Source organism: Paracoccus sp. (in: a-proteobacteria) (genome assembly GCF_030538655.1).
Lineage (GTDB): Bacteria > Pseudomonadota > Alphaproteobacteria > Rhodobacterales > Rhodobacteraceae > Paracoccus.
On sequence record NZ_JAUNTO010000005.1, the window covers coordinates 91,130 to 110,694 of the forward strand.

The 19,565-nt window shown below is 65.0% G+C and carries 17 protein-coding genes; 9 read left to right on the forward strand and 8 right to left on the reverse strand.

Going from position 1 to position 19,565, the window contains the following annotated elements; translation table 11 throughout:
- Positions 1-12: 12 nt before the first annotated feature.
- The 3 genes from Q4G22_RS05160 (at position 13) to Q4G22_RS05170 (ending at position 2,579) form a co-directional block, all read left to right on the forward strand.
- Positions 13-882, forward strand: a complete 870-nt coding sequence (locus Q4G22_RS05160; protein ID WP_303384832.1) for an alpha/beta fold hydrolase — start codon at positions 13-15, stop codon at positions 880-882.
- Between the two features lie 142 nt (positions 883-1,024).
- Positions 1,025-2,041 carry a sulfotransferase gene (locus Q4G22_RS05165; protein WP_303384833.1) on the forward strand — a complete coding sequence of 339 codons (1,017 nt, stop codon included), beginning with the start codon at positions 1,025-1,027 and terminating at the stop codon, positions 2,039-2,041.
- A gap of 148 nt (positions 2,042-2,189) precedes the next feature.
- Positions 2,190-2,579, forward strand: coding sequence for a DoxX family protein (locus tag Q4G22_RS05170; protein WP_303384834.1), 390 nt, complete (start codon positions 2,190-2,192; stop codon positions 2,577-2,579).
- A gap of 35 nt (positions 2,580-2,614) precedes the next feature.
- Here Q4G22_RS05170 and phnE (Q4G22_RS05175) read toward each other — a convergent pair whose 3' ends face one another.
- From phnE (Q4G22_RS05175) to ptsP, 7 genes are all read right to left on the reverse strand, one after another.
- Entirely contained in the window at positions 2,615-3,409 is a 795-nt protein-coding gene (gene phnE / locus Q4G22_RS05175; RefSeq protein ID WP_303384835.1) for a phosphonate ABC transporter, permease protein PhnE, read from the reverse strand.
- The gene (phnE, locus tag Q4G22_RS05180; protein WP_303384836.1) at positions 3,409-4,206 is read right to left on the reverse strand and encodes a phosphonate ABC transporter, permease protein PhnE; all 798 of its coding nucleotides are present in this window, start codon (positions 4,204-4,206) and stop codon (positions 3,409-3,411) included. The genes phnE (Q4G22_RS05175) and phnE (Q4G22_RS05180) overlap by 1 nt, the downstream gene beginning before the upstream one ends.
- On the reverse strand, positions 4,203-5,030 hold the full coding sequence (phnC, locus tag Q4G22_RS05185; RefSeq protein WP_303384837.1) for a phosphonate ABC transporter ATP-binding protein: 828 nt from the start codon (positions 5,028-5,030) through the stop codon (positions 4,203-4,205). Before phnC ends, phnE (Q4G22_RS05180) begins: the two co-directional genes overlap by 4 nt.
- 64 nt (positions 5,031-5,094) lie before the next feature.
- Positions 5,095-6,048, reverse strand: a complete 954-nt coding sequence (gene phnD / locus Q4G22_RS05190; protein ID WP_303384838.1) for a phosphate/phosphite/phosphonate ABC transporter substrate-binding protein — start codon at positions 6,046-6,048, stop codon at positions 5,095-5,097.
- 347 nt (positions 6,049-6,395) lie between these two features.
- Positions 6,396-8,144: a PTS fructose transporter subunit IIC gene (locus Q4G22_RS05195; protein ID WP_303384839.1), complete on the reverse strand. Its 1,749-nt coding sequence runs from the start codon at positions 8,142-8,144 to the stop codon at positions 6,396-6,398.
- Between the two features lie 25 nt (positions 8,145-8,169).
- A complete protein-coding gene (locus Q4G22_RS05200) occupies positions 8,170-9,120 on the reverse strand; it encodes a 1-phosphofructokinase family hexose kinase (protein ID WP_303384840.1) in 951 nt (316 codons plus the stop codon).
- Positions 9,117-11,630: a phosphoenolpyruvate--protein phosphotransferase gene (gene ptsP / locus Q4G22_RS05205; protein WP_303384841.1), complete on the reverse strand. Its 2,514-nt coding sequence runs from the start codon at positions 11,628-11,630 to the stop codon at positions 9,117-9,119. The genes Q4G22_RS05200 and ptsP overlap by 4 nt, the downstream gene beginning before the upstream one ends.
- 116 nt (positions 11,631-11,746) lie before the next feature.
- Between ptsP and Q4G22_RS05210 the strand changes: the two genes are divergently transcribed.
- The 6 genes from Q4G22_RS05210 to Q4G22_RS05235 all read left to right on the forward strand — a co-directional run bounded on the left by Q4G22_RS05210 (position 11,747) and on the right by Q4G22_RS05235 (position 18,620).
- Positions 11,747-12,694 carry a LysR family transcriptional regulator gene (locus tag Q4G22_RS05210; protein WP_303384842.1) on the forward strand — a complete coding sequence of 316 codons (948 nt, stop codon included), beginning with the start codon at positions 11,747-11,749 and terminating at the stop codon, positions 12,692-12,694.
- Positions 12,695-12,799: 105 nt separating this feature from the next.
- Positions 12,800-13,795, forward strand: coding sequence for a tripartite tricarboxylate transporter substrate binding protein (locus Q4G22_RS05215; RefSeq protein ID WP_303384843.1), 996 nt, complete (start codon positions 12,800-12,802; stop codon positions 13,793-13,795).
- Positions 13,796-13,856: 61 nt separating this feature from the next.
- Positions 13,857-14,360, forward strand: coding sequence for a tripartite tricarboxylate transporter TctB family protein (locus Q4G22_RS05220; protein WP_303384844.1), 504 nt, complete (start codon positions 13,857-13,859; stop codon positions 14,358-14,360).
- Positions 14,360-15,892 carry a tripartite tricarboxylate transporter permease gene (locus Q4G22_RS05225; protein WP_303384845.1) on the forward strand — a complete coding sequence of 511 codons (1,533 nt, stop codon included), beginning with the start codon at positions 14,360-14,362 and terminating at the stop codon, positions 15,890-15,892. The genes Q4G22_RS05220 and Q4G22_RS05225 overlap by 1 nt, the downstream gene beginning before the upstream one ends.
- Before the next feature lie 3 nt (positions 15,893-15,895).
- Complete coding sequence (locus tag Q4G22_RS05230; protein WP_303384846.1) at positions 15,896-17,782, forward strand: bifunctional sugar phosphate isomerase/epimerase/4-hydroxyphenylpyruvate dioxygenase family protein; 1,887 nt, start codon at positions 15,896-15,898, stop codon at positions 17,780-17,782.
- Between the two features lie 7 nt (positions 17,783-17,789).
- Entirely contained in the window at positions 17,790-18,620 is an 831-nt protein-coding gene (locus Q4G22_RS05235; protein WP_303384847.1) for a shikimate dehydrogenase, read from the forward strand.
- On the opposite strand, the gene pcaQ is transcribed toward Q4G22_RS05235, so the two are convergent.
- Positions 18,617-19,531: a pca operon transcription factor PcaQ gene (gene pcaQ / locus Q4G22_RS05240; RefSeq protein WP_303384848.1), complete on the reverse strand. Its 915-nt coding sequence runs from the start codon at positions 19,529-19,531 to the stop codon at positions 18,617-18,619. The two genes, Q4G22_RS05235 and pcaQ, sit on opposite strands and share 4 nt — an antisense overlap.
- Positions 19,532-19,565 lie beyond the last annotated feature (34 nt).

Genomic DNA, 19,565 nt, shown 5'->3' on the forward strand with positions numbered 1-19,565 from the left:
GGGGCAAAGCTGGTGACGCAGATGACGTTTCACGCCCGCGACGGCGCGCGGTTGGCCTATCAGGACGAAGGGCGGGGCCTGCCCCTGCTGGCTTTGGCGGGGCTGACCCGTGACGGGCGCGATTTCGATTATCTGGCGCGCAAGCTGGGCGATACCGTGCGGCTGATCCGGCTGGACAGCCGCGGGCGCGGCGGGTCTGACTGGACCGGGCCGGACAGCTATACCGTCGGGCAAGAGGCGCAGGACGCGCTGGCCCTGCTGGATCATCTGGGGCTGGACCGCGCGGCGGTGATCGGATCGTCGCGCGGCGGTCTGCTGGGCATGGCGATGGTGGCCATGGCACCGGGGCGCGTGTCGGGCATTTGTTTCAACGATGTCGGCCCTGTGATCGCACGCGACGGGCTGCTGCGCATCGGCCAGTTCATCGGTCTGCGCCCTGTCGTGCCGACGCTGGATAAGGTCGCCGATCATCTGCCCGCCGCCATGCCCGGTTTCGCCAATGTTCCGGCGGAACGATGGGCCGATGAAGCCCTGCGCCATTATGTGCAGCAGGCCGATGGCGTCGGCCTGACCTATGACCCGGCGCTGCGCATTGCCTTTGACAAGGCGATGGAGGCAGACCCCTTGCCCGACGCATGGCCGCTGTTCGATGCCTGCGCGGGCCTGCCGCTGGCGCTGATCCGGGGGGCGGGGTCGGACGTGCTGACCCGCGACATCGCCGCCGAGATGTGCCGCCGCCGCCCCGATCTGCTGTTCGCCGAAATCCCTGATCGCGGCCACATCCCCTTTCTGGACGAGCCAGAGGCACTGGCGGTGATCCACGACTGGCTGGACCTGATCCGCACCGCCGCGCCGGTTCCTGTCGGTGGGGCAGGCACGTGAATTCCTGAAACGGATTTGTATAAACAATTCAGCGTATTGAAGAATTTTCCCCGCCGCCGTCGCTTGGGGCTTGGCAATGGCTGCGCGTGACGCTACCCATATTTTGAACTGAACTGTTCGTAATAAATATGGGAGAGGGTCGATGCAAGCTGCCCTGCTGCTGGGGTCGGCCCGCTGTGGATCAACGCTGGTTTCACGGATCATCCGCCAGCACCCGGATGTGCTGAGCCTGTCGGAACTGTTCGTGGGGTTTGGCCCCTATGGCTATCGCCCCGATCTGTGCGACGGGCGCGGCTTTTGGCGGCATATGACGCAGGTGACGCCGCTGATGCGCCGTCTGGCCAACCCCGACACGATGCCGGACGAATTTCTGTATCACCACGTCAAGAAGCGCCGCCACGATCCGTTCAACTGCCCGCCGATGCTGAACATCATGTTACCGCATCTGTCCGACCGGCCCGATGATCTGCTGGATGCCCTTGGCGCCGAAGTGGTGACATGGCCGCTGCGGCCGCTGGCCGATCAGTATCGCGCGCTGATCGCGGCGCTGGACCGGCTGGTGCCGGGCGGGCCGCGCAAGGTCTGGGCCGAACGGTCGGGCGGGTCTCTGGTCGCGGTGCGCACGCTGCGGCGGATGTTTCCTCAGGCGCGGCTGGTGCTGTTGCGGCGCAGCGGGGCTGCCACGGCGTTAAGCCTGCGTCAGTTCACCATGGCCCGCCCGCCGGTCTGGCTGTGGAAAACCGGGCTGCCCTGGGTGAACACGCTGGACCCGCGGCACCATTTCGGGCGCGGTGCGATTTGGCCTGTGTTGTGTCAGATGGGGGGCCTGCCGGGGGTGAATCACCTGTTGACGAAACGGCCCTCGGTCGTGGACTGCGGGCGCTTCTGGTCAGAGATGATGCAGACCGCCGTGGCTGAACTGCGCGGGGCCGATGTGACGGTGATCCGCTATGAACAGATGCTGGCGGATCCGGCCCGGCAGATCGTGCGGTTGGGCACGGCGGTTGCGGGTAATGCGCCGCCCGGCTGGGTCGCGGCGACGGCGCATCTGCCTGTGGCGCGGCCTTCGCATCTTGATGCCTTGTCCGCCGCTGACCGCCGTGCCCTGCTGGCCGCCTGCGAACCGGGCGAGGCGGCGCTGGATACGCTTGACCCATAGCAGGCCGGGGCACGTTTGCGTGCCGGGACAACCCGGCGTTCGCAGATTGCGAACGAATTTTGCGTTGTTCGCAGGGATGTTTCGCCTTATCTGCACCGGCCATAGCAGAAGGGCGCAGAGCCGCTGCAACATGACAACAGGAAAAGACATGTTCAAACAACTGACCACCTATGCGCCCACCATGCGCAGCCTATTGCGGATTATGGCCGCACTGATTTTTATGGCCCATGGCACGCAGAAGATCCTTGGCTTTCCGTCAGGGATGAACCCCGCTGCCTTTAGCCTGCCGTGGATCGCGGGCATCATGGAACTGATCGGCGGTGCCCTGCTGGTGATCGGCCTGTTCACCCGCCCGGTGGCGTTCCTGTTGTCGGGGCTGATGGCATCGGCCTATTTCATTGCCCATGCACCGCAAAATTTCTTTCCCACGCTGAATGGCGGTGATGCGGCGATTCTTTACTGTTTCGTGTTCCTGTATCTGGTCTTTGCCGGTCCCGGTCCGATCAGCGTCGATGCCAAGACCGGGCGCGACAGCTAATCCCTGATGGCGCGGGCGGGCGATGCCTGCCCGCGTCAGATCACCATATGCCGCACCTTGGCCGAGACCCATTCGCTGATGATGACGGTGCCAAGGATCACCAGAATAATCAGCGACACCTGTGGCCAGGCCAGCACGTTCAGGCTGGATTGCAACTGCATCCCGATGCCGCCCGCACCCACCAGCCCCAGAATCGCGCTTTCGCGGATATTGATGTCCCAGCGGAACACGCTGATGCCGTAGAATGTCGGCAGCACCTGCGGCACGATGCCATAGGTCAAAATCTGCCCCTGTGATGCGCCGGTGGCGGTGATCGCCTCGATCTGCTTGATGTCGGTTTCCTCGATCGCCTCATACAGCAGCTTGCCGATGAACCCGACCGAGCGGAAGCCGATGGCGATGATCCCCGCCAGAATCCCCGGCCCCAGAATCGACACCAGCAGCAGCGCCCAGATCAGCGAGTTGATCGAGCGCGAGGCGACGATGCAAAACAGCGCAAAGGGGCGCAGCACCAGCCGCGACGGTGTGGTGTTGCGCGCCGCCAGAAAGGCCAGCGGCACCGCGATAATGATGCCCAGCGCCGTGCCCAGCGTGGCGATGTTGATCGTATCCCACAGCGGCGCCCACAGCCGTTCCATATAGGACCAGCGTGGCGGCACCGCCCGGCCCAGCAGATCGCCCGCCGCCTGCGGGGCGTCCCGGACAAAGCCCCAATTCGTGCGCGCCGTCATCAGGTTCCAGCACCAGACGAACAGCGCGACGGTGGCGAACCAGCCCGCCCAGATCAGCAGGCGCGTGCGCGGGGTGCGGTATTGCCAGACCTGATCCATCACTGCACCCATTTGCGCAGATGCCCGGACGCGTATTCCGAGGCCATGACGATGGCGATGATGATCAGCAAAATCGCCCCGGCGCTGGAATATTCATAGCGCGACAGCGAGGTGTTCAGCGTCGCCCCGATCCCGCCCGCGCCGACGATGCCGATGACGGCGGATTCGCGGAAGTTGATGTCCAGGCGATACAGCGACAACCCGATCAGCCGGGGCATCACCTGCGGCTGGATGCCATAGTTGATAAGCTGCATCCAGCTTGCGCCGGTGGCGCGGATCGCCTCGGCCTGTTTTTCGTCGATATCCTCGATGTCTTCAGCCAGCAGTTTGCCGATAAAGCCGATGGTGGAAAAGGCCAGGGTCAGGAACCCGGCAAAGGCCCCAAAGCCGAACAGCGCCACGAAAAAGATCGCCACGATGATTTCCTGCAAGGCGCGACTGACGGCGATGATGCTGCGGCAGATCAGATACAGCCAGCGCGGCGCAAGGTTGCGCGCCGCCCCGATGCCAATGGGGATCGACACCAGAACCCCGACCACGGTCGAGGTCAGCGTCATGGTCAGGCTTTCGATCAGCCCCGCCGAAATGTCGCGCCAGCGGGTGGAGAAATCGGGCGTCAGAAAGCCGGTAACAAAGCGTTGCCCGCGTTCCAGACCGGCGGCCACGCGGGTCCAGTTCACCTCGATACTGCCGATGGCGGCGGCCAGATAGATCAGCGCGCCGACGCTCAGCGCGATGCGCCAGAACCGCGACCGGATCAGTTGCGGCGGGCGGCGCCATGTGGTCGGATAGGTCACAGGGCCTCCAGCAGTTTTTCGCGGGCTTCGCGATCGTCATCCTCGGCCTGTGCGTCCTCGTCGGCGGATTTGCGCATGGCGGCCCAGTCTTCTTCGCCGTAAATCGCGGTCAGGGCGGGGCCGGTCAGCTCGGCGGGCGCGCCGTCAAAGACGATCTGCCCGGCGCGCAACCCGATGATGCGGTCGGTGAATTGCTGCGCCAGCATCACATCGTGGATGTTGATGATCGCCGGCAGGCCGCGTTCGCGGCAGATTTCCACGATCAGCCGCATGATCTGGCGGCTGGTTTTCGGGTCGAGGCTGGCGGTGGGTTCATCGACCAGCAGCAATTCGGGGTCCTGTTCCAGCGCGCGGGCGATGCCGACCCGCTGCCGCTGGCCGCCCGACAGGGCGTCGGCGCGTTTATCGACATGCGGCGACAGGCCCACCCGATCCAGCAACCGGAACGCGTTCTGCACATCGGCGGGCGGAAAGCGCCGCGTCAGGCTGCGCCAGAACCCGACATAGCCCAGCCGCCCCGACAGCACGTTTTCCATCACTGTCAGCCGTTCCACCAGCGCATATTCCTGAAAGATCATGCCGATGCGGCGGCGTGCCCGGCGCAGATCTCCCGCGCGCAGGCGGGTGATGTCGGTGTCATTCAGCCGCACGCTGCCGCTGGTCGGTTCCACCAGCCGGTTGATGCAGCGGATCAGCGTCGATTTTCCAGCCCCCGACGGCCCGATCAGCCCCAGGACCTGCCCGGCGGGGATGGTGAATGACGCATCCGACAGCGCCTTGTCGCCGGTGCGATAGGTTTTGGTCAGGTTTTCGACGGTCAACATCGGCGGCCCTTTCAAATGAAAGACAGGCAGGGTCGCCCCCGCCTGTCCGTCATGATACGAAAAATCAGTTGCAGGTATAGGTCACGCCCATCGCCTCGTCGATCTGGCGGATCACCGACCAATGTTCCTGAAAGCTGATCGGAATGAACTGGGTTTCGCCCTGCGGGGCGAATTCGGTTTCCAGCCCGGTGCCGGTCCAGTCAAAGCTGAAAAACGCCTCTTTGATCTTGTCCTGCAATTCGGGCGTCAGGTTATAGACGACGCCATAGCCGGTGGTCGGGAAGGTGTCGGATTTATACACCGTGACCAGATCGTCCTTGTTCACCACACCGCGCGCGGCCATGCGGGTCAGGACCGAATTGGCGATGGCGGCGGCGTCGTAATCCTTGTTCGCGACACCCAGGATCGAGTTGTCATGCCCGCCCGAAAACGCCGGAGTATAGTCGCGCTCGACCTGCAAATCGAATTCCGATTCCAGCAGAGCCTGCGGCGCCTTGAAGCCTGAATTCGAGGTTTCCGAGGTAAAGGCCAGCTGGCGGCCTTTCAGATCGGACAGTTCGGTGATGCCGCTGTCGGGATAGGTGATGATTTCCATCTCGTATCCATACGACCCGTCGGCATTCGCCATCATCGCAAAGGGGCGAAAGCCCGAACAGGCCACGGCAATCGCGTTGCCGCCGGTGTTCACACCGGCAATGTGCAGACGACCGGCGCGCATGGCTTCGTATTGCGCGGCATTGTTTTGCACCGGAAAAAATTCAACCGACTTGCCGGTGACGTCGCTCAGGTGGTCCAGAAACTCTTTCCACACATCGACGTAAACCGCCGGATCTTCGACCGGGGTATAGGCAAAGATCAGCGTGGCGGGGTCAACCTGCTGCGCCGGGTCCGCTGGAATATCTGCCACAAGGTCGCCATCAGCGTCGGTATAGCGGGGGTCCAGCGCGAATTCGGCGCTGGCGGGGATGGCGATCAGACTGGCCAATGCGGTGGCTGCGGCAAGGCGAAAGATGGTCATCGGATGCTCCGGTTTGACAGGGTTTCGATGGGGTGTAGGGGTGTCGGATGACGCTTTTGCGACCGAAATGCGACGGTTTCGCGACAATCCGTCGCCGCCCCCGTCAGCGAAGCGGGCGGGCGGTGCGCAGGCGCACCCTGCGCAGTCGATGATGAACAGCAGTCAAGGCAATCTGTCGGGCCGTCCTGGGCCGCGCCGCAATGGGTGCCGGGGCGACTCCAGGGCGCTGTTGTCAGACCCGGTGGCGCCGGGCCGACAGGGGGCCGCCGTGGTCGTGATCGCCGGGCGGCGTGGGCGGGGCAGGGGGCGATCATTATCAACATCCCCTGCCCCTCCTGCGCTTGTGGTCAGGTGGTCTGTGTGGCGGGCGTCGCCACCGGCCGCTTGACCGCCATCAGCGCCACGGCCGACACCAGCGTGCCGACCAGCAGTGCGATGATGAACCCGGTCAGGTTGGTGACGGCGTTCGGGATCGGCAGCACGAACACCCCGCCATGCGGCACCCGCAGCGCCACGCCCAGCACCATGCAGATCGCCCCGGCAATGGCCGACCCGGCGATCAGCGAGGGGATGACTCGCAGCGGGTCACGCGCGGCAAAGGGGATCGCGCCCTCGGTCACGAAGGCAAGGCCAAGGACGGCGGCGGCGTTGCCCGCCTCTCGCTCTTCGGGGGTAAAGATCGACGGGCGCAGCCGCGTGGCCAGCGCCAGCGCCAAGGGCGGGGTCATGCCCGCGCACATGACGGCGGCCATCGGCTGATAGATTTCCGCCGCGATCAGCGTGGTGCCGAACACATAGGCCGCCTTGTTGATCGGCCCGCCCATATCGACGGCCATCATGCCGCCAAGGATCAGCCCCAGGATCAGCGCCGACGATCCTTGCATCCCCTTCAGCCATTCCGTCAGCGCGGCCAGTGCCTGCGCCGTCGGGCCGCCTACGACGTAATACATCAGCAGCCCGGTGATCGCCGTGGCCAGCAGCGGCAGGATCAGCACCGGCATCAGCCCTTGCAGCGTCTTGGGCAGGCGGATCACCCGGATCAGCGCCAGCACGGTATAACCGGCGATGAACCCCGCCACGATCCCGCCCAGAAAGCCTGCGCCGATGGTGCCTGCGATGACTCCGCCGGTCATGCCCGGCGCGATGCCGGGCCGGTCGGCAATCGAATAGGCGATATACCCGGCCAGCGCCGGAACCATCAGGGTAAAGGCACCGTTCGCGCCGATCTGGAACAGCGTCCAGCCCAGCGTGCCCTGATACTGATCCTCGTAAACATAGATGCCGCCCAGCGCAAAGGCGATGGCGATCAGCAGACCGCCCGCGACCACAAAGGGCAGCATGAAGGACACGCCGGTCATCAGGTGTTTGTAAGCGCCGGCTTTATGCGCGGGCTGTGCGGTCTCGGCGGTTTGCGCGGCGGTGGCGCCTTGGGTCTGCGCCTCGGTCTGCGCGCGGCGGATCAGGCCCGCGCCATCGTTGATCGCGGGCTTGGTCGGGCCGGTGAACACCCGCTTGCCGGCAAAGCGCGACAGTTCCACCTGCCGGTCGGCGGCGATGATGACCAGATCGGCCTCGGCGATTTCATCCGGTGTCAACGCATCCTGAGATCCGACCGAGCCTTGCGTTTCGACGCGGATCGTATGGCCAAGCTGCCTGGCACCCTCGGTCAGCCCTTCGGCGGCCATAAAGGTATGGGCGATGCCCGTGGGGCAGGATGTGATGGCCACGATCTTCAGCGGGCCGTCTGCGGTGGCCGGGGTGCTGGCGGGCGTGGGTGCCGCTGCCGTGGCACCGCCGGATGCGGCAACCAGTTGCGACATCACCGCGCCTGCGTTGTGCAGCAGCTCTTCCTTGGTCGCCCGCAGCACCGGCAGGGCGGTAAAGCGCCCGTCATCCACCGCGTCATCCACCAGCAGCACCGCCTGCGCCCCGGCAATGGCGGCGGTGTCCAGCGGGTCAACCACCCCGTCGGCGGTGTCCAGTTCGATGGCAATGCGGTGGCCCTGCGCAGCAGCGGCGTTTTTCAGCGCCTCACGCGACAGCACAGCATGAGTGCCCCGGTGGCGTGTTCCGATGACGGCTATGAAATCGGTCATCCCGTTCTCCTTTAATGTCCGGGCGTCAGGCGCCGGTGATCCAATCGGCCAGCGGGATCGGTGTGACCTGTGCCGCCAGATCCCGCACCGCATCGCGCGAGGGCAGGTGCGGGCCGGGGTTTTGCAGTTTCGCGCCGGAAAAGGCGGTGGCCTGCCGCGCCAGATCGGGCAGAGGCAGCCCTTGGGCCAGCGCTGCCGTCAGGCCCGCGACCATGGCATCGCCCGCACCGACCGCGCTGCCGGTGGACAGGGCCACGGGGCGAACCTGCACGGCGTCATTGGCGGTCAGGAACAGTGCGCCGTCCGTGCCCAGCGACACGACCACCAGCGCGATCCCGCGCGCCAGCAGGCCCTGTGCCGCATCGGCCAAGGCGGCGCGGTCTGACAGATCGGTGCCGGTCACTTCCTCCAGCTCGTGGCGGTTGGGTTTGATGGCAAAGGGCAGGGTGGCCGATGCCAGCGCGGCACGCAGCGGTGCGCCCGACACGTCCATGACCACCCGTGCGCCCCGTGCCGCAAGTTCGGCCACCAGCGATGCCGTGGCCTCGGGCGGCAGGGCGGCGGGCTGGCTGCCCGACACCACCGCCAGTTCCCCCGCCTGCGCCACGTCCAGACCGGCGCGCACCCGGTCCAGCGCCGCGTTGTCGGCGTCAAAGCCGGGCAGGTTCACATCGGTGGTGCGCCCGTCCTGTTCCAGAATCTTGATATTGGTGCGCGTCGCGCCGGGCACCCGGACCATGCGGTCGGTGATGCCCTTTTGCGTGAACAGCGCCTGAAACACGGCGGCATTGTCCTGCCCCAGCAGGCCATGCACGGTTGCCGCCATCCCCCAATCGGCCAGCACCGAGGCGACGTTCACCGCCTTGCCGCCGGGATCAAGGCGCGAGTCGCTGGCGCGGATCACCGCACCCGGTTCCAGCCGGTCCAGCATCACCGTCTGGTCGATGGCGGGGTTCAGCCCGATGCAGTGGATCATGCCAGTTCCCCCGCCAAAGCGCGCACCGCCGCCGCATCGGGCGCCGCCAGCGCACGGTCGGCCAGTGCGCGCAGCGTGGTCAGATCGGCATTGCGCAGCCGGTCCTTGACCGCCGGAATGTCGCGGGGCGTCATCGACAATTCATCCACGCCCAGACCCGTCAGCAGCGCCGCGCCAAAGGCATCGCCCGCGATGCCGCCGCAGACGCCAACCCAACGGCCATGCTGATGCGCGCCCTGAACCGTTTGCGCGATCAGCTTCAGCACGGCGGGGTGCAGGCTGTCGGCCTCGGGCGCCAGCACCGGGTTCTGGCGGTCGATGGCCAGCGTGTATTGCGTCAGGTCATTGGTGCCGATGGAAAAGAAATCGGCGTGCCGCGCCAGTTCCTCGGCCAGCAGCGCGGCGGATGGCACCTCGATCATGATGCCCAGCGGGATTTCCGGCGCGTCCAGATCGGCGCGGATCTGGTCGCAGGTTTCACGCAAGGCCCGCAGTTCCGCGCCCGAGGTAATCATCGGGAACATCACATGAATATCCGCCCCGTCCCTGGCCGCGCGATAGAGCGCCCGCAATTGCGGCACCAGCAGTTCCGGGCGACGCAGCAGCAGACGCGCGCCGCGCACGCCAAGGAACGGGTTTTCCTCGCGCGGCAAATCCAGATAGCTGACCTGCTTGTCGCCGCCGATGTCCAGCGCGCGGATCACCAATTGCCGCCCGCCCATGGCCTGCGACATGGCGGTATAGGCGTGATACTGGTCATCCTCGGTCGGGCTGGCGCTGCGTTCCAGATACAGAAACTCGGTCCGCATCAGGCCGACGCCCTCGGCCCCTTGCTCCAGCGCAAAGGGGGCCTGTTCGGCCAGGTTGATATTGGCGCCGATGGCAACCTGATGGCCGTCGCGGGTCGTGGCGGGCAAGGCGCGGGCCTGCGCGGCATGGGCGCGCTTTTCATCCTCGGCGGCGATAAAAGCGCGGGCTGACGCAAGATCGGCATCGGACGGCGACAGGTAAAGCCGCCCGCCGCTGCCGTCGATGATCGCCTGCGCCCCGTCATGCAGCCGCGACAGCGCCGCGCCCGCGCCGACCACGGCGGGCAGGCCCAGCGTGCGCGCCAGAATCGCGGTGTGCGAGGTTGGCCCGCCCTGCGCTGTCACCAGCCCGGCGATGCGGTCCGGGTCCAGCCCGGCGGTGTCGGTGGGGGTCAGGTCATCGGCGATCAGGATCGTGCCGGGCGCCACCTCGGCCGGGGTGGCGCGGGCCAGTTCAGGGTCGATCAGCGCCAGCACGCGCTGGCCCACGTCGCGCAGATCCACGGCCCGGCCCGCCAGCACGGCATTGCCGACGGCGGTCAGTTGCGCCGCGGTTTCCTGCACGGCGGCGCTCCACGACCACGCCAGCCCATGCCCCGCCACCAGTTTCTGCGAGGCCAGCGTCACCAGCCCCGGATCGTTCAGCAATTCCGCCTGCGCGCGGAAAATCCCCGCATCCGATTCGCCCAGACGCCGCGCGGTGTCATCCGCCAGCGAGCGCAACTGTTCCCGCGCCCGCGCCAGCGCGTCATGCAGCCGGTCGGCGGCAGAGGTCAGGTCTGTGGGGGTGTCGGGGATGTCCACCTCGCCCGATTCCATCCGGTGCAAACTGCCGATGGCCAGACCAGGCGAGGCGGATACACCATCCACCACATCACCGCCATCAACCGGCACCCAGCCGCCGCTGGCTGCCGTCGCGGCGCGCTTTTCCTCGGCCCGCGCGGCATCGGCCTTTTCGCGGGCGGACAGGCTGGTGATGACGACGCGCAGCGTGGACAGCGCATCCGCCGCATCCGTGCCCTCGGCGGAAATGGTGACGGCATCGCCGGGCTTTAGCCCCAGTTGCAAAAGGTCGATCATGTTGCGGGCATCCGCTGCCTCGGCCCCGTGGCGCACGCGGATGCGGGCGGCAAAGCGGCGGGCGGTTTCGGCCCATTCGGTTGCCGGGCGCGCGTGCAGCCCGGTGGGATAATCCACTGTCCAGTCAAAGGATTGCGCGAAATCTGTTGCCGGGGCACCGGCGGGCGCGGCGGGTTCCACACCCGACAGCGCGGCGATGATCTGGCCCGCGTCATCCGTGGTCGCCAGCATCGCCACCCGCGCCTCGTCCTGCATCAGCCGGGTCAGACGGCGCAGGATGCCGATATGCGCATCCGACCGCGCGGCGATGGCCACCACCAGTTGCGCCCGTTGGCCCTCGTTCCATTCCACCCCGTCCCGCACCTGCAAGACCGCAATCCCGTCGCGCAGGATCATGTCGCGATCCTCGACCATGCCATGCGGAATCGCGATGCCCTTGCCCAGATAGGTGTTCGAGGCCGCCTCGCGCCGCATCATGCTGTCGCCAAAGCCCGGCTTCAGACTGCCCGCCGCTGTCAGCAGCGCGGTGGCCTGACGGATCGCGTCGGCCTTGTCGGTAACTGTGGCATCAAGCTGAACCAGCTCTTTCGGCAGAATGTCCTGTTCGTTCAACCCCGGCACCGGCTTCCCCCATCTTGTGGTTACAGGATGTGGCATAAACGATTTTCGGGGCCGATTCCACTTGTGTCAGATGTGGCCTGTGGACGCGCCAATGGGCCGCGATACAATGGCCGAAAATGAGGGGGGAGGTGACCATGGCCGGGCTGACGCTGAGACAGATCGAGGTGATCCGCGCCGTCATGCTGGCGGGCACGATTGCCGGGGCGGCGCGGATGCTGGGCGTTTCGGCGCCGGGCATCAGCCGCCTTGTGCGCCACACCGAGGATTCGCTGGGCCTGCGCCTGTTCGAGCGGCGCGGCGGTCTGTTCGTGCCCGCGATCGAGGCGAACGCCATCTTTGACCAGCTTGGCCGCGTGTTCGGCGGGATCGAGAACCTGAACCGCGCCGTCGATCAGTTGCAGCGCGGGGCGACGGTCGATCTGGCCTTTGCCTCGGCTCCGTCGATTGCGCAATTTATCGCGGCGCGGGCGCTGCGGCATGTGCGGGCGCGCTATCCCGACCTGTTCGTGGATCTGAACATTTTGAAAATCGAGGAAACCATCGACTATCTGATGTTGGAGCGGGGCGAATTCGTGATGATGTCCTTTCCGGTCGAGAACGCCGCCGTGCGCAATGATCTGGCCGCCGAAGGCCGTCTCGTCGCCATCGTTCCCGAAGGCCACGCCCTGGCAGGGCAGGGGCGGGTGTCGATCCACGATCTGATCCGCTTTCCCATGGTCGGCGTCGATCCGCGCGATCCTTATGGCGAGATTCTGGCCCGTCCGCTGCGCGATGCCGGCCTGCCGGTTGATTATGCCATGCGCGGCCGATTCGCGCAGACGGTGGTTTCGCTGGTCCGGCACGGGTTGGGCGTCGCCATCATCGACGAATTTTCGGTGGCCGAACTGTATATGCCCGGTGTGGTGCGCCTGTCGCTGGCCGAAGCGGCACCGCTTTCGGTCTATGTGGTGACAAAGCGCGGGCGACTGTTGTCGGGTTTTGCTGAATATACGATTCAGCAATTTCGCAAGGAATTACAACGCGCCACCGAATCCCGCCCTTGGGAAATGCCGGTCAGGTCGTAACATCATGTTAATGATAGCGCGATATTTGTATTTGCAGTTCCGTGACATCATGTCACATGGTTTAGCCACAGGGCGCGGGAGGGTGCGCCTATATGGGAGAAATAGATGAAACATCTGCTGATCGGCGGCCTTGTGGCCGCAGCTTTTGCCATGCCCGCAGTGGCGCAGGATTACCCGTCCAAGGAAATTCAGGGCATCATCCAATGGGGCGCGGGCGGTTCGACCGATGTGGTCATGCGCACCGTCACCCCGCACGCCGAACGCGCGATGGGCGGCAAGGTGGTGATGCGTAACATGACCGGCGGTGTCGGTGCGATTGCCACCCGCTTTGCCTATGCTCAGCCCGCCGATGGCTATACCTTGCTGATGGGTGCGGAAAATCCGTTGCTGTATAAGGTGATGGACATGGGCGACATCGACTATTCCGAATTTACGCCGGTCAATATTCTGGCGCGCGGTGTGCCGATGCTGGTGGCGCGTAACGATGCGCCTTTCAACACCTTCCCGGAAATGATCGCCTATATTCAGGAAAACCCCGGTGCGGTGAAATTCGGCTCGACCGGGCCGGGCGGTGTGGCCTCGGTGGTGGTGACGATGCTGGCCTCCAAGACCGAAGGGATGCAAGTGACCGAGGTGCCCTATGACGGCGATGGCCCGGCCCTGACCGCGCTGCAAGGCGGGGCGATTGACGTGATGCCCGCCGTGCTGGGTGCCGCCATCGAATCCGTCCGGGGCGGGCGGATGAAGCCCATCGCCTTTATCAATGCCGACCGCATTGATCTGCTGCCCGATGTCCCGGCAGTTACCGAGACCAACCCCGAATATGCGCAATACCTGCCCTGGGGTCCGTTCTTTGGCGTGTTTGTGAAAAACGGCACCCCCGATGAGGTGGTGGACAAGCTGGTCGCCGCCTATGCCGAGGGTGCGCAAAGCGAAGATTTTGTCAACCTGATGGCCGAGCGTGGCTTTATTCTGGAAAGCCTGTCGGGCGATGCCGCGACCGAATTTCTGAACAACTGGCAGTCGGTCACCTCGTGGCTGATCAATGATGCCGGTCTGGCCAAGAAATCGCCCGAAGACTTCGGGATCGCCCGGCCCTGATGCCGCGCCTTGCGCCCCGGCCTGAATGACAGGGCCGGGGCGGCTTATTGGGGGAACCGTCATGCAACATGATAAACGTAAACGCAGCGCCGGAGAGACGTTTTTCAACGCGCTGCTGTTTCTGGTCAGCCTGTTTCTGCTGTGGTCGGCCTATGACATCGCCGGGTTTTCGTCGCTGTCCTCGCCTGGTGCGCTGCCGATGGCGGTGGCCTTTGCGATGGTTGTCAGCTCGGGCCTGATCCTGCTGGGCAATCTGCGCACGCCGGACCGGGACGACAGCCATTTCCTGAGCGACATCCTGCCGCCCGTCGTTATCGTGATGATGCTGATGATCGCGGGATATGGGGTGCTGCTGGTGCCGCTGGGCTTTCTGCCGACTTCGCTGATCTTCATGGTGCTGTCGGTCATGTTCCTGCGCAAGGGCGGGCTGATCTATGCCATTGGTGTGTCGGTGTTTTCGCTGGCGCTGGTCTATGTCGTGTTTCGTCTTATTTTTACCGTCCTGCTGCCCGCCGGCATCGTGCCCGAGGGTGAAATTCTGGCCGCAATCTCACGGTGGTTCTGATGGATGCGCTGAATTATTTTCTGATTTCGTGGACTGATCCCAAACTGCTGTTTCTGATCGCCGCCGGGACATTCGCCGGCGTCTATGTCGGTGCCATTCCGGGGCTGTCGGTCACGATGGCGGTGTCCATCCTGATCGGGTTCACCTTTACCTGGGACGTCTATCCGGCGCTGTGCCTGATGGTCGGCATCTTTATGGGCGGGGTCTATGGCGGTTCGCGCACGGCGATTTTGCTGAACATCCCCGGATCACCCTCGTCCATCGCCACGGCCATGGACGGCTATCCGCTGGCCCAAAAGGGCGAAGCGGGCGAGGCGATCGGCCTGGCCACGGTGATGTCATTCATCGGCGGCTTTATCGGCATCGCCGTGCTGGCGGTGGCCGCGCCCTCGATCAGCGATTTCGCGCTGTCGTTCCAGCCGCGCGACTTTATGCTGATCGCCATTCTGGGGGTGCTGCTGGTCGGGTCGCTGTCAGGGGAAAGCCTCACCAAAGGTATCTTCGCCGGGGCGCTTGGCCTGTTGATCGGGACGGTTGGCATGGACCCGCTGACCGCGCAGGAACGCTTTACCTTTGGCTATACCAACCTGTGGGGTGGGATCAGCTTTATCGCCGTGATGATCGGCATGTTCGGCGTGTCCGAGGCGCTGGCCCAGCTGCATAACGTCAACGCCACCGGCATCCGCCAAAAGATCACTCGCATCGTGCCGCAATGGTCGGCGATCCGCAAATACCTGCCGCTGTCGATGCAGACCTCGGGCATCGGGGTGGTGGTCGGCGCGCTGCCCGGCACCGGCGGCGATATCGCCGCATTGATGGCCTATGACCACGCCAAGCGGATCACCAAGAACCCCGAAACCCCCTTTGGCAAGGGCGCCAAGGAAGGTCTGGTCGCGCCCGAAACCGCCAATAACGCCGCCGTCGGCGGGGCCTTTATCCCGATGCTGACGCTGGGGATTCCGGGCGATGCCGTCACGGCCATCATGATCGGGGCGCTGTTCATCCACGGGCTGAACCCCGGCCCGATGCTGATGATCGAGCAGCCCTCGATGTTCTGGTTCATCGTCGGTGCGCTGGTGCTGGCCAATTTCTTCATGCTGCTGTTCGGCCTGACCGGGATCAAGATTTTCACCAAAGTGGTCGAGATGCCGCGCACGGTGCTGATCCCGCTGATCCTGATCCTGTCCATTGTCGGGTCTTATGCGGTGAACGGGTCGATTACCGATGTGTATTGGACGCTGGCCTTTGGTGTGCTGGGCTATTTCATGCGGCAATACGGCTATCAGCTGGGGCCGGTGATCCTTGGGGTGATCCTGTCGCGGCTGCTGGATGAAAACTGGCGTCGGGCGATCATTTCTGAACAGGGCAGTCTGTCCAGCCTGTTCAAGGGCATCTTCACCAGTCCGTTGTCACTGGCGCTGCTGGCCGCTGTGGTGCTGATCTTTGTCAGCCAGACCCCGATCTGGAAACGCTGGCGCAGCCGCGCCGGTCTGGCACCGCTGACCGATGAAAACGACCTGAACCAAGGGTAAGCCATGAAAACCGCCATCGCCACCGTATCTATCGCCGGCACCCTGCGCGAAAAATTCGCCGCCATTCAGGCGGCGGGGTTCGACGGGGTGGAAATCTTTGAACAGGATTTCCTGCGCGATGCCGCCTCGCCGGCCGAGGTGGGGGCGATGGCCCGCGACCACGGGCTGGAGATCATGCTGTTCCAGCCCTTCCGCGATTTCGAGGGGCTGCCGGGCGATCTGCGCGCCCGCGCCTTTGACCGCGCCCGGCACAAGTTCGACCTGATGGCGGAATTGGGCGCACCCCTGATGCTGATCTGTTCCTCGGTCCACCCGGCGGCCCTGGGCGGCATCGACCGCGCCGCCGATGATCTGGCCGAGCTGGCCGTGATCGCGGCGGATCGTGGGTTGCGCATCGGATACGAGGCGCTGGCCTGGGGCCGCCATGTCAACGATCACCGCGATGCATGGGAAATCGTGCGCCGCGCCGATCACCCCAATCTGGGCCTGATCCTTGACAGCTTTCACACCCTGTCGCGCAAGATCGCGCCTGACACGATCCGCCGCATCCCCGGCGACAAGATCTTCTTCGTCCAGCTTGCCGACGCCCCGCTGATCGACATGGACCTGCTGTATTGGTCGCGCCATTTCCGCAATATGCCGGGCGAGGGCGATCTGCCCGTGACCGATTTCATGCGCGCGGTGGCGGCGACGGGCTATGCCGGTCCGCTGTCGCTGGAAATCTTTAACGACCAGTTTCGCGGCGGCAGCCCCGAGGGTATTGCCCGCGACGGCCACCGCAGCCTGATCTGGCTGATGGATCAGGTCCGCCGCACCGAACCGGACGTCGCGCGAAACGTGCCGGTTCTGCCGCCGAACATCACGGTTGATGGCATTGCCTTTGTCGAATTCGCCGCCAGTGCCGTCGAACAGGACCGTCTGGCCAGCGCGCTGCGGCAGATGGGGTTTTATCCCGCAGCTCAGCACCGCAACAAGCAGGTGACGGTCTGGCAGCAGGGTGACATCCGCATCGTCATCAACACCGAACAGACCGGATTTGCCCACAGCTTTTATCTGAACCACGGCACGGCGGTTTGCGATATTGGCCTGCATGTCGGCGATGCCCGCGCCACCGTCCAGCGCGCGCAGGCGCTTGGTGCACGGGTCTTTGACCAGCCCGTCGGGCCGGGCGAGGTCGAGATTCCCGCGATCCGGGGCGTCGGCGGATCTGTGCTGCATTTCATTGACGACAGTAGTGCCGCGCAGATCTGGCAGGGTGAATTCGATCCGCTGCCGGGCGATGGTGCGGGCTTTGGCCTGACGCGCGTCGATCATCTGGCCGAGACGATGAATTATGATGAAATGCTGTCATGGACGCTGTTCTACAGTTCCATCTTTGATATGCAGCGCCGCCCGATGCTGGACGTGGCCGACCCTGACGGGCTGGTGCGCAGTCAGGCCATCGCCGCCCCCGACGGGCGCGCGCGGATCACGTTGAACGGCACGCAGTCGCATCGCACGCTGGCAGGCAGCTTTCTGACTGAAAGCATGGGGTCGGTGGTGCAGCATATTGCACTGGAATCGCGTGATATTTTCGTGACAGCGCAGCAGATGGCCGATGCCGGTTTTGCCGCGCTGGAGATTCCCGAAAACTATTATGCTGATCTGCGCGCCCGGTTCGGCATGGAGGATGAAACGCTGGCCCACCTGCAATCACTGAATATCCTTTACGACCGCGACGATGACGGCGGCGAGTTCTTTCAGCTTTACGGCCGCCCGATCACCGGCGGGCTGTTCTTTGAAATTGTCCAGCGGCGCGGCGGGTATGACGGCTATGGCGCCTATAACGCGCCCTTCCGCATCGCCGCGCTGAAACGTCTGATGCGCGGCAAGTCGATGCCGCGTGCATGAGGGTAACATGATCTCTGGCTATACCAAAATCCTGCCGCATATCGGCGTGCCGACCGAAAGCTTTAAGGCGCCGATGATCTATAACCCGTGGTTTCAGGCGCGCGGCATTGACGCCGTGGTGGTGCCGATGGGCTGCGAAGTGGCGGATTTCGCCACCTTTTTGCCGCATGTCGCCCGGCTGCGGAACTTTGCCGGGGCGCTGATTACCATGCCGCACAAGGTCCCGGTCGTCGGCCTTCTGGATGAGGTCAGCGTGACCGTGCAGATCTGCGGTGCCTGCAACGCCGTCCGGCGCAATCCGGACGGGCGGTTGATCGGCGATATGTTCGACGGCGAGGGATTTGTGCGCGGCGTTCTGCGCAAGGGTCGTGTGGTCGCGGGGGCCAGCGCGCTGGTCGTCGGCTCGGGCGGTGTGGGGTCGGCGATTGCGGCATCCTTGGCCAAAGCGGGGGCGGCGCGGATCGGGCTGTTCGATCTGAACGCCGCCGCAGCCGAGGGGCTGGCGGGCCGCATCCGCGCCGCCTATCCGGTGGAGGTCGTCACGGGCAGCAATGACCCGGCGGGCTGGGACATCGTGGTGAACGCGACGCCTTTGGGCATGAACCCCGGCGATCCGATGCCAATGGATATGGCCCGCCTGTCAGGCGATAGTTTCGTGGGCGAGGTGGTGATGAAGCAGGAAGAAACCGCCTTTCTGGCCGCCGCCCGCGCGCTTGGCTGTCAGACCCAGATCGGCACCGACATGCTGTTTGAACAGATCCCCGCCTATCTGGAGTTCTTCGGCTATCCGACCACCACGCCCGAGGAACTGCGGTCGCTGGCGCAGATCAAGTATTAACCAAGCCGCAGCCCCGCCACCGCATCCTGCGCCGCGCGGCGAAACAGGCTGCGTTCGGGGCTGGCGGGGTCGTCGGCCCGTTCCATCAGCCCGACCGGGCCGCGGGTCAGCGTTGTGTCGATGGGCAGGCGCGCCAGCCGCCCCTCGGCCACATCGCCCGCGACGACGCCCGCCGAGATGAACCAGATCGCATCGCTAGCCCGCGTATAGGCGCGGCCAAAGGCGCCCGAGACGGACTCGATCCGGTTGGGCGGCAGCGGCAGCCCTTCGGCAAGCAGCATCCGTTCGATCAGCGGACGGATCGCGGCGACGGGCGGCGGAAAGATCACCGGCCAGTCGCTGATCTGGTGCAGATCGCCTGCCGCCCCGATGGGATGACCGGGGCGGGTGACAATGGCGACTTCCTCAAGATAAAGCTGGGTGAAGGTCAGGCCGCGCATCGTGTCGGGTTCGCCCAGACGACCGATGACGGCGGCCAGATCGCCCGCGCGCAGCTGCGCCGTCAGCGCGCCATGCTGCCCGTCGATGATCGTCAGCCGCAATTCCGGTGCGCTGGCCGCCAGCCGCACCGCGATCCCCGGCATCAACAGCGCCGCCACGGATGGCAGCGCCCCCACCCGCAAAGCCCGCGCCCCGGTCTGCGCCGGATCGCCAAGCCCCGCCAGCCCCTGTTCCAGCGCGGTCATGCCCGACACGGAAAAGCGGTGAAAAAACTCACCTTCTGGCGTCAGCGCGATACCGCTGCGGCTGCGGGTAAGCAGGGTGGAGCCGGTGATCTCCTCCAATTCCGCCAGCGTGCGGGAAATCGCGGGCTGGGTCAGCAGCAGCCGTTCCGCCGCGCGCTTCAGGCTGCGCTGGCGGATGATTTCGACAAACGCCTGAATATGGCGAAGCTTGATGCGGCGGTCCATGATTGCTTTTTTTGGCAAGTGTGAGGCTGATTAT

Coding starts and splice junctions, on each gene's coding strand:
- Q4G22_RS05165 (WP_303384833.1), top strand. CDS start 1,025: ATGCAAGCTGCCCTGCTGCTGGGGTCGGCCCGCTGTGGATCAACGCTG.
- Q4G22_RS05170 (WP_303384834.1), top strand. CDS start 2,190: ATGTTCAAACAACTGACCACCTATGCGCCCACCATGCGCAGCCTATTG.
- phnE (WP_303384835.1), bottom strand. CDS start 3,409: ATGGATCAGGTCTGGCAATACCGCACCCCGCGCACGCGCCTGCTGATC.
- phnC (WP_303384837.1), bottom strand. CDS start 5,030: ATGTTGACCGTCGAAAACCTGACCAAAACCTATCGCACCGGCGACAAG.
- phnD (WP_303384838.1), bottom strand. CDS start 6,048: ATGACCATCTTTCGCCTTGCCGCAGCCACCGCATTGGCCAGTCTGATC.
- Q4G22_RS05195 (WP_303384839.1), bottom strand. CDS start 8,144: ATGACCGATTTCATAGCCGTCATCGGAACACGCCACCGGGGCACTCAT.
- Q4G22_RS05200 (WP_303384840.1), bottom strand. CDS start 9,120: ATGATCCACTGCATCGGGCTGAACCCCGCCATCGACCAGACGGTGATG.
- Q4G22_RS05210 (WP_303384842.1), top strand. CDS start 11,747: ATGAGGGGGGAGGTGACCATGGCCGGGCTGACGCTGAGACAGATCGAG.
- Q4G22_RS05215 (WP_303384843.1), top strand. CDS start 12,800: ATGAAACATCTGCTGATCGGCGGCCTTGTGGCCGCAGCTTTTGCCATG.
- Q4G22_RS05220 (WP_303384844.1), top strand. CDS start 13,857: ATGCAACATGATAAACGTAAACGCAGCGCCGGAGAGACGTTTTTCAAC.
- Q4G22_RS05225 (WP_303384845.1), top strand. CDS start 14,360: ATGGATGCGCTGAATTATTTTCTGATTTCGTGGACTGATCCCAAACTG.
- Q4G22_RS05230 (WP_303384846.1), top strand. CDS start 15,896: ATGAAAACCGCCATCGCCACCGTATCTATCGCCGGCACCCTGCGCGAA.
- Q4G22_RS05235 (WP_303384847.1), top strand. CDS start 17,790: ATGATCTCTGGCTATACCAAAATCCTGCCGCATATCGGCGTGCCGACC.
- pcaQ (WP_303384848.1), bottom strand. CDS start 19,531: ATGGACCGCCGCATCAAGCTTCGCCATATTCAGGCGTTTGTCGAAATC.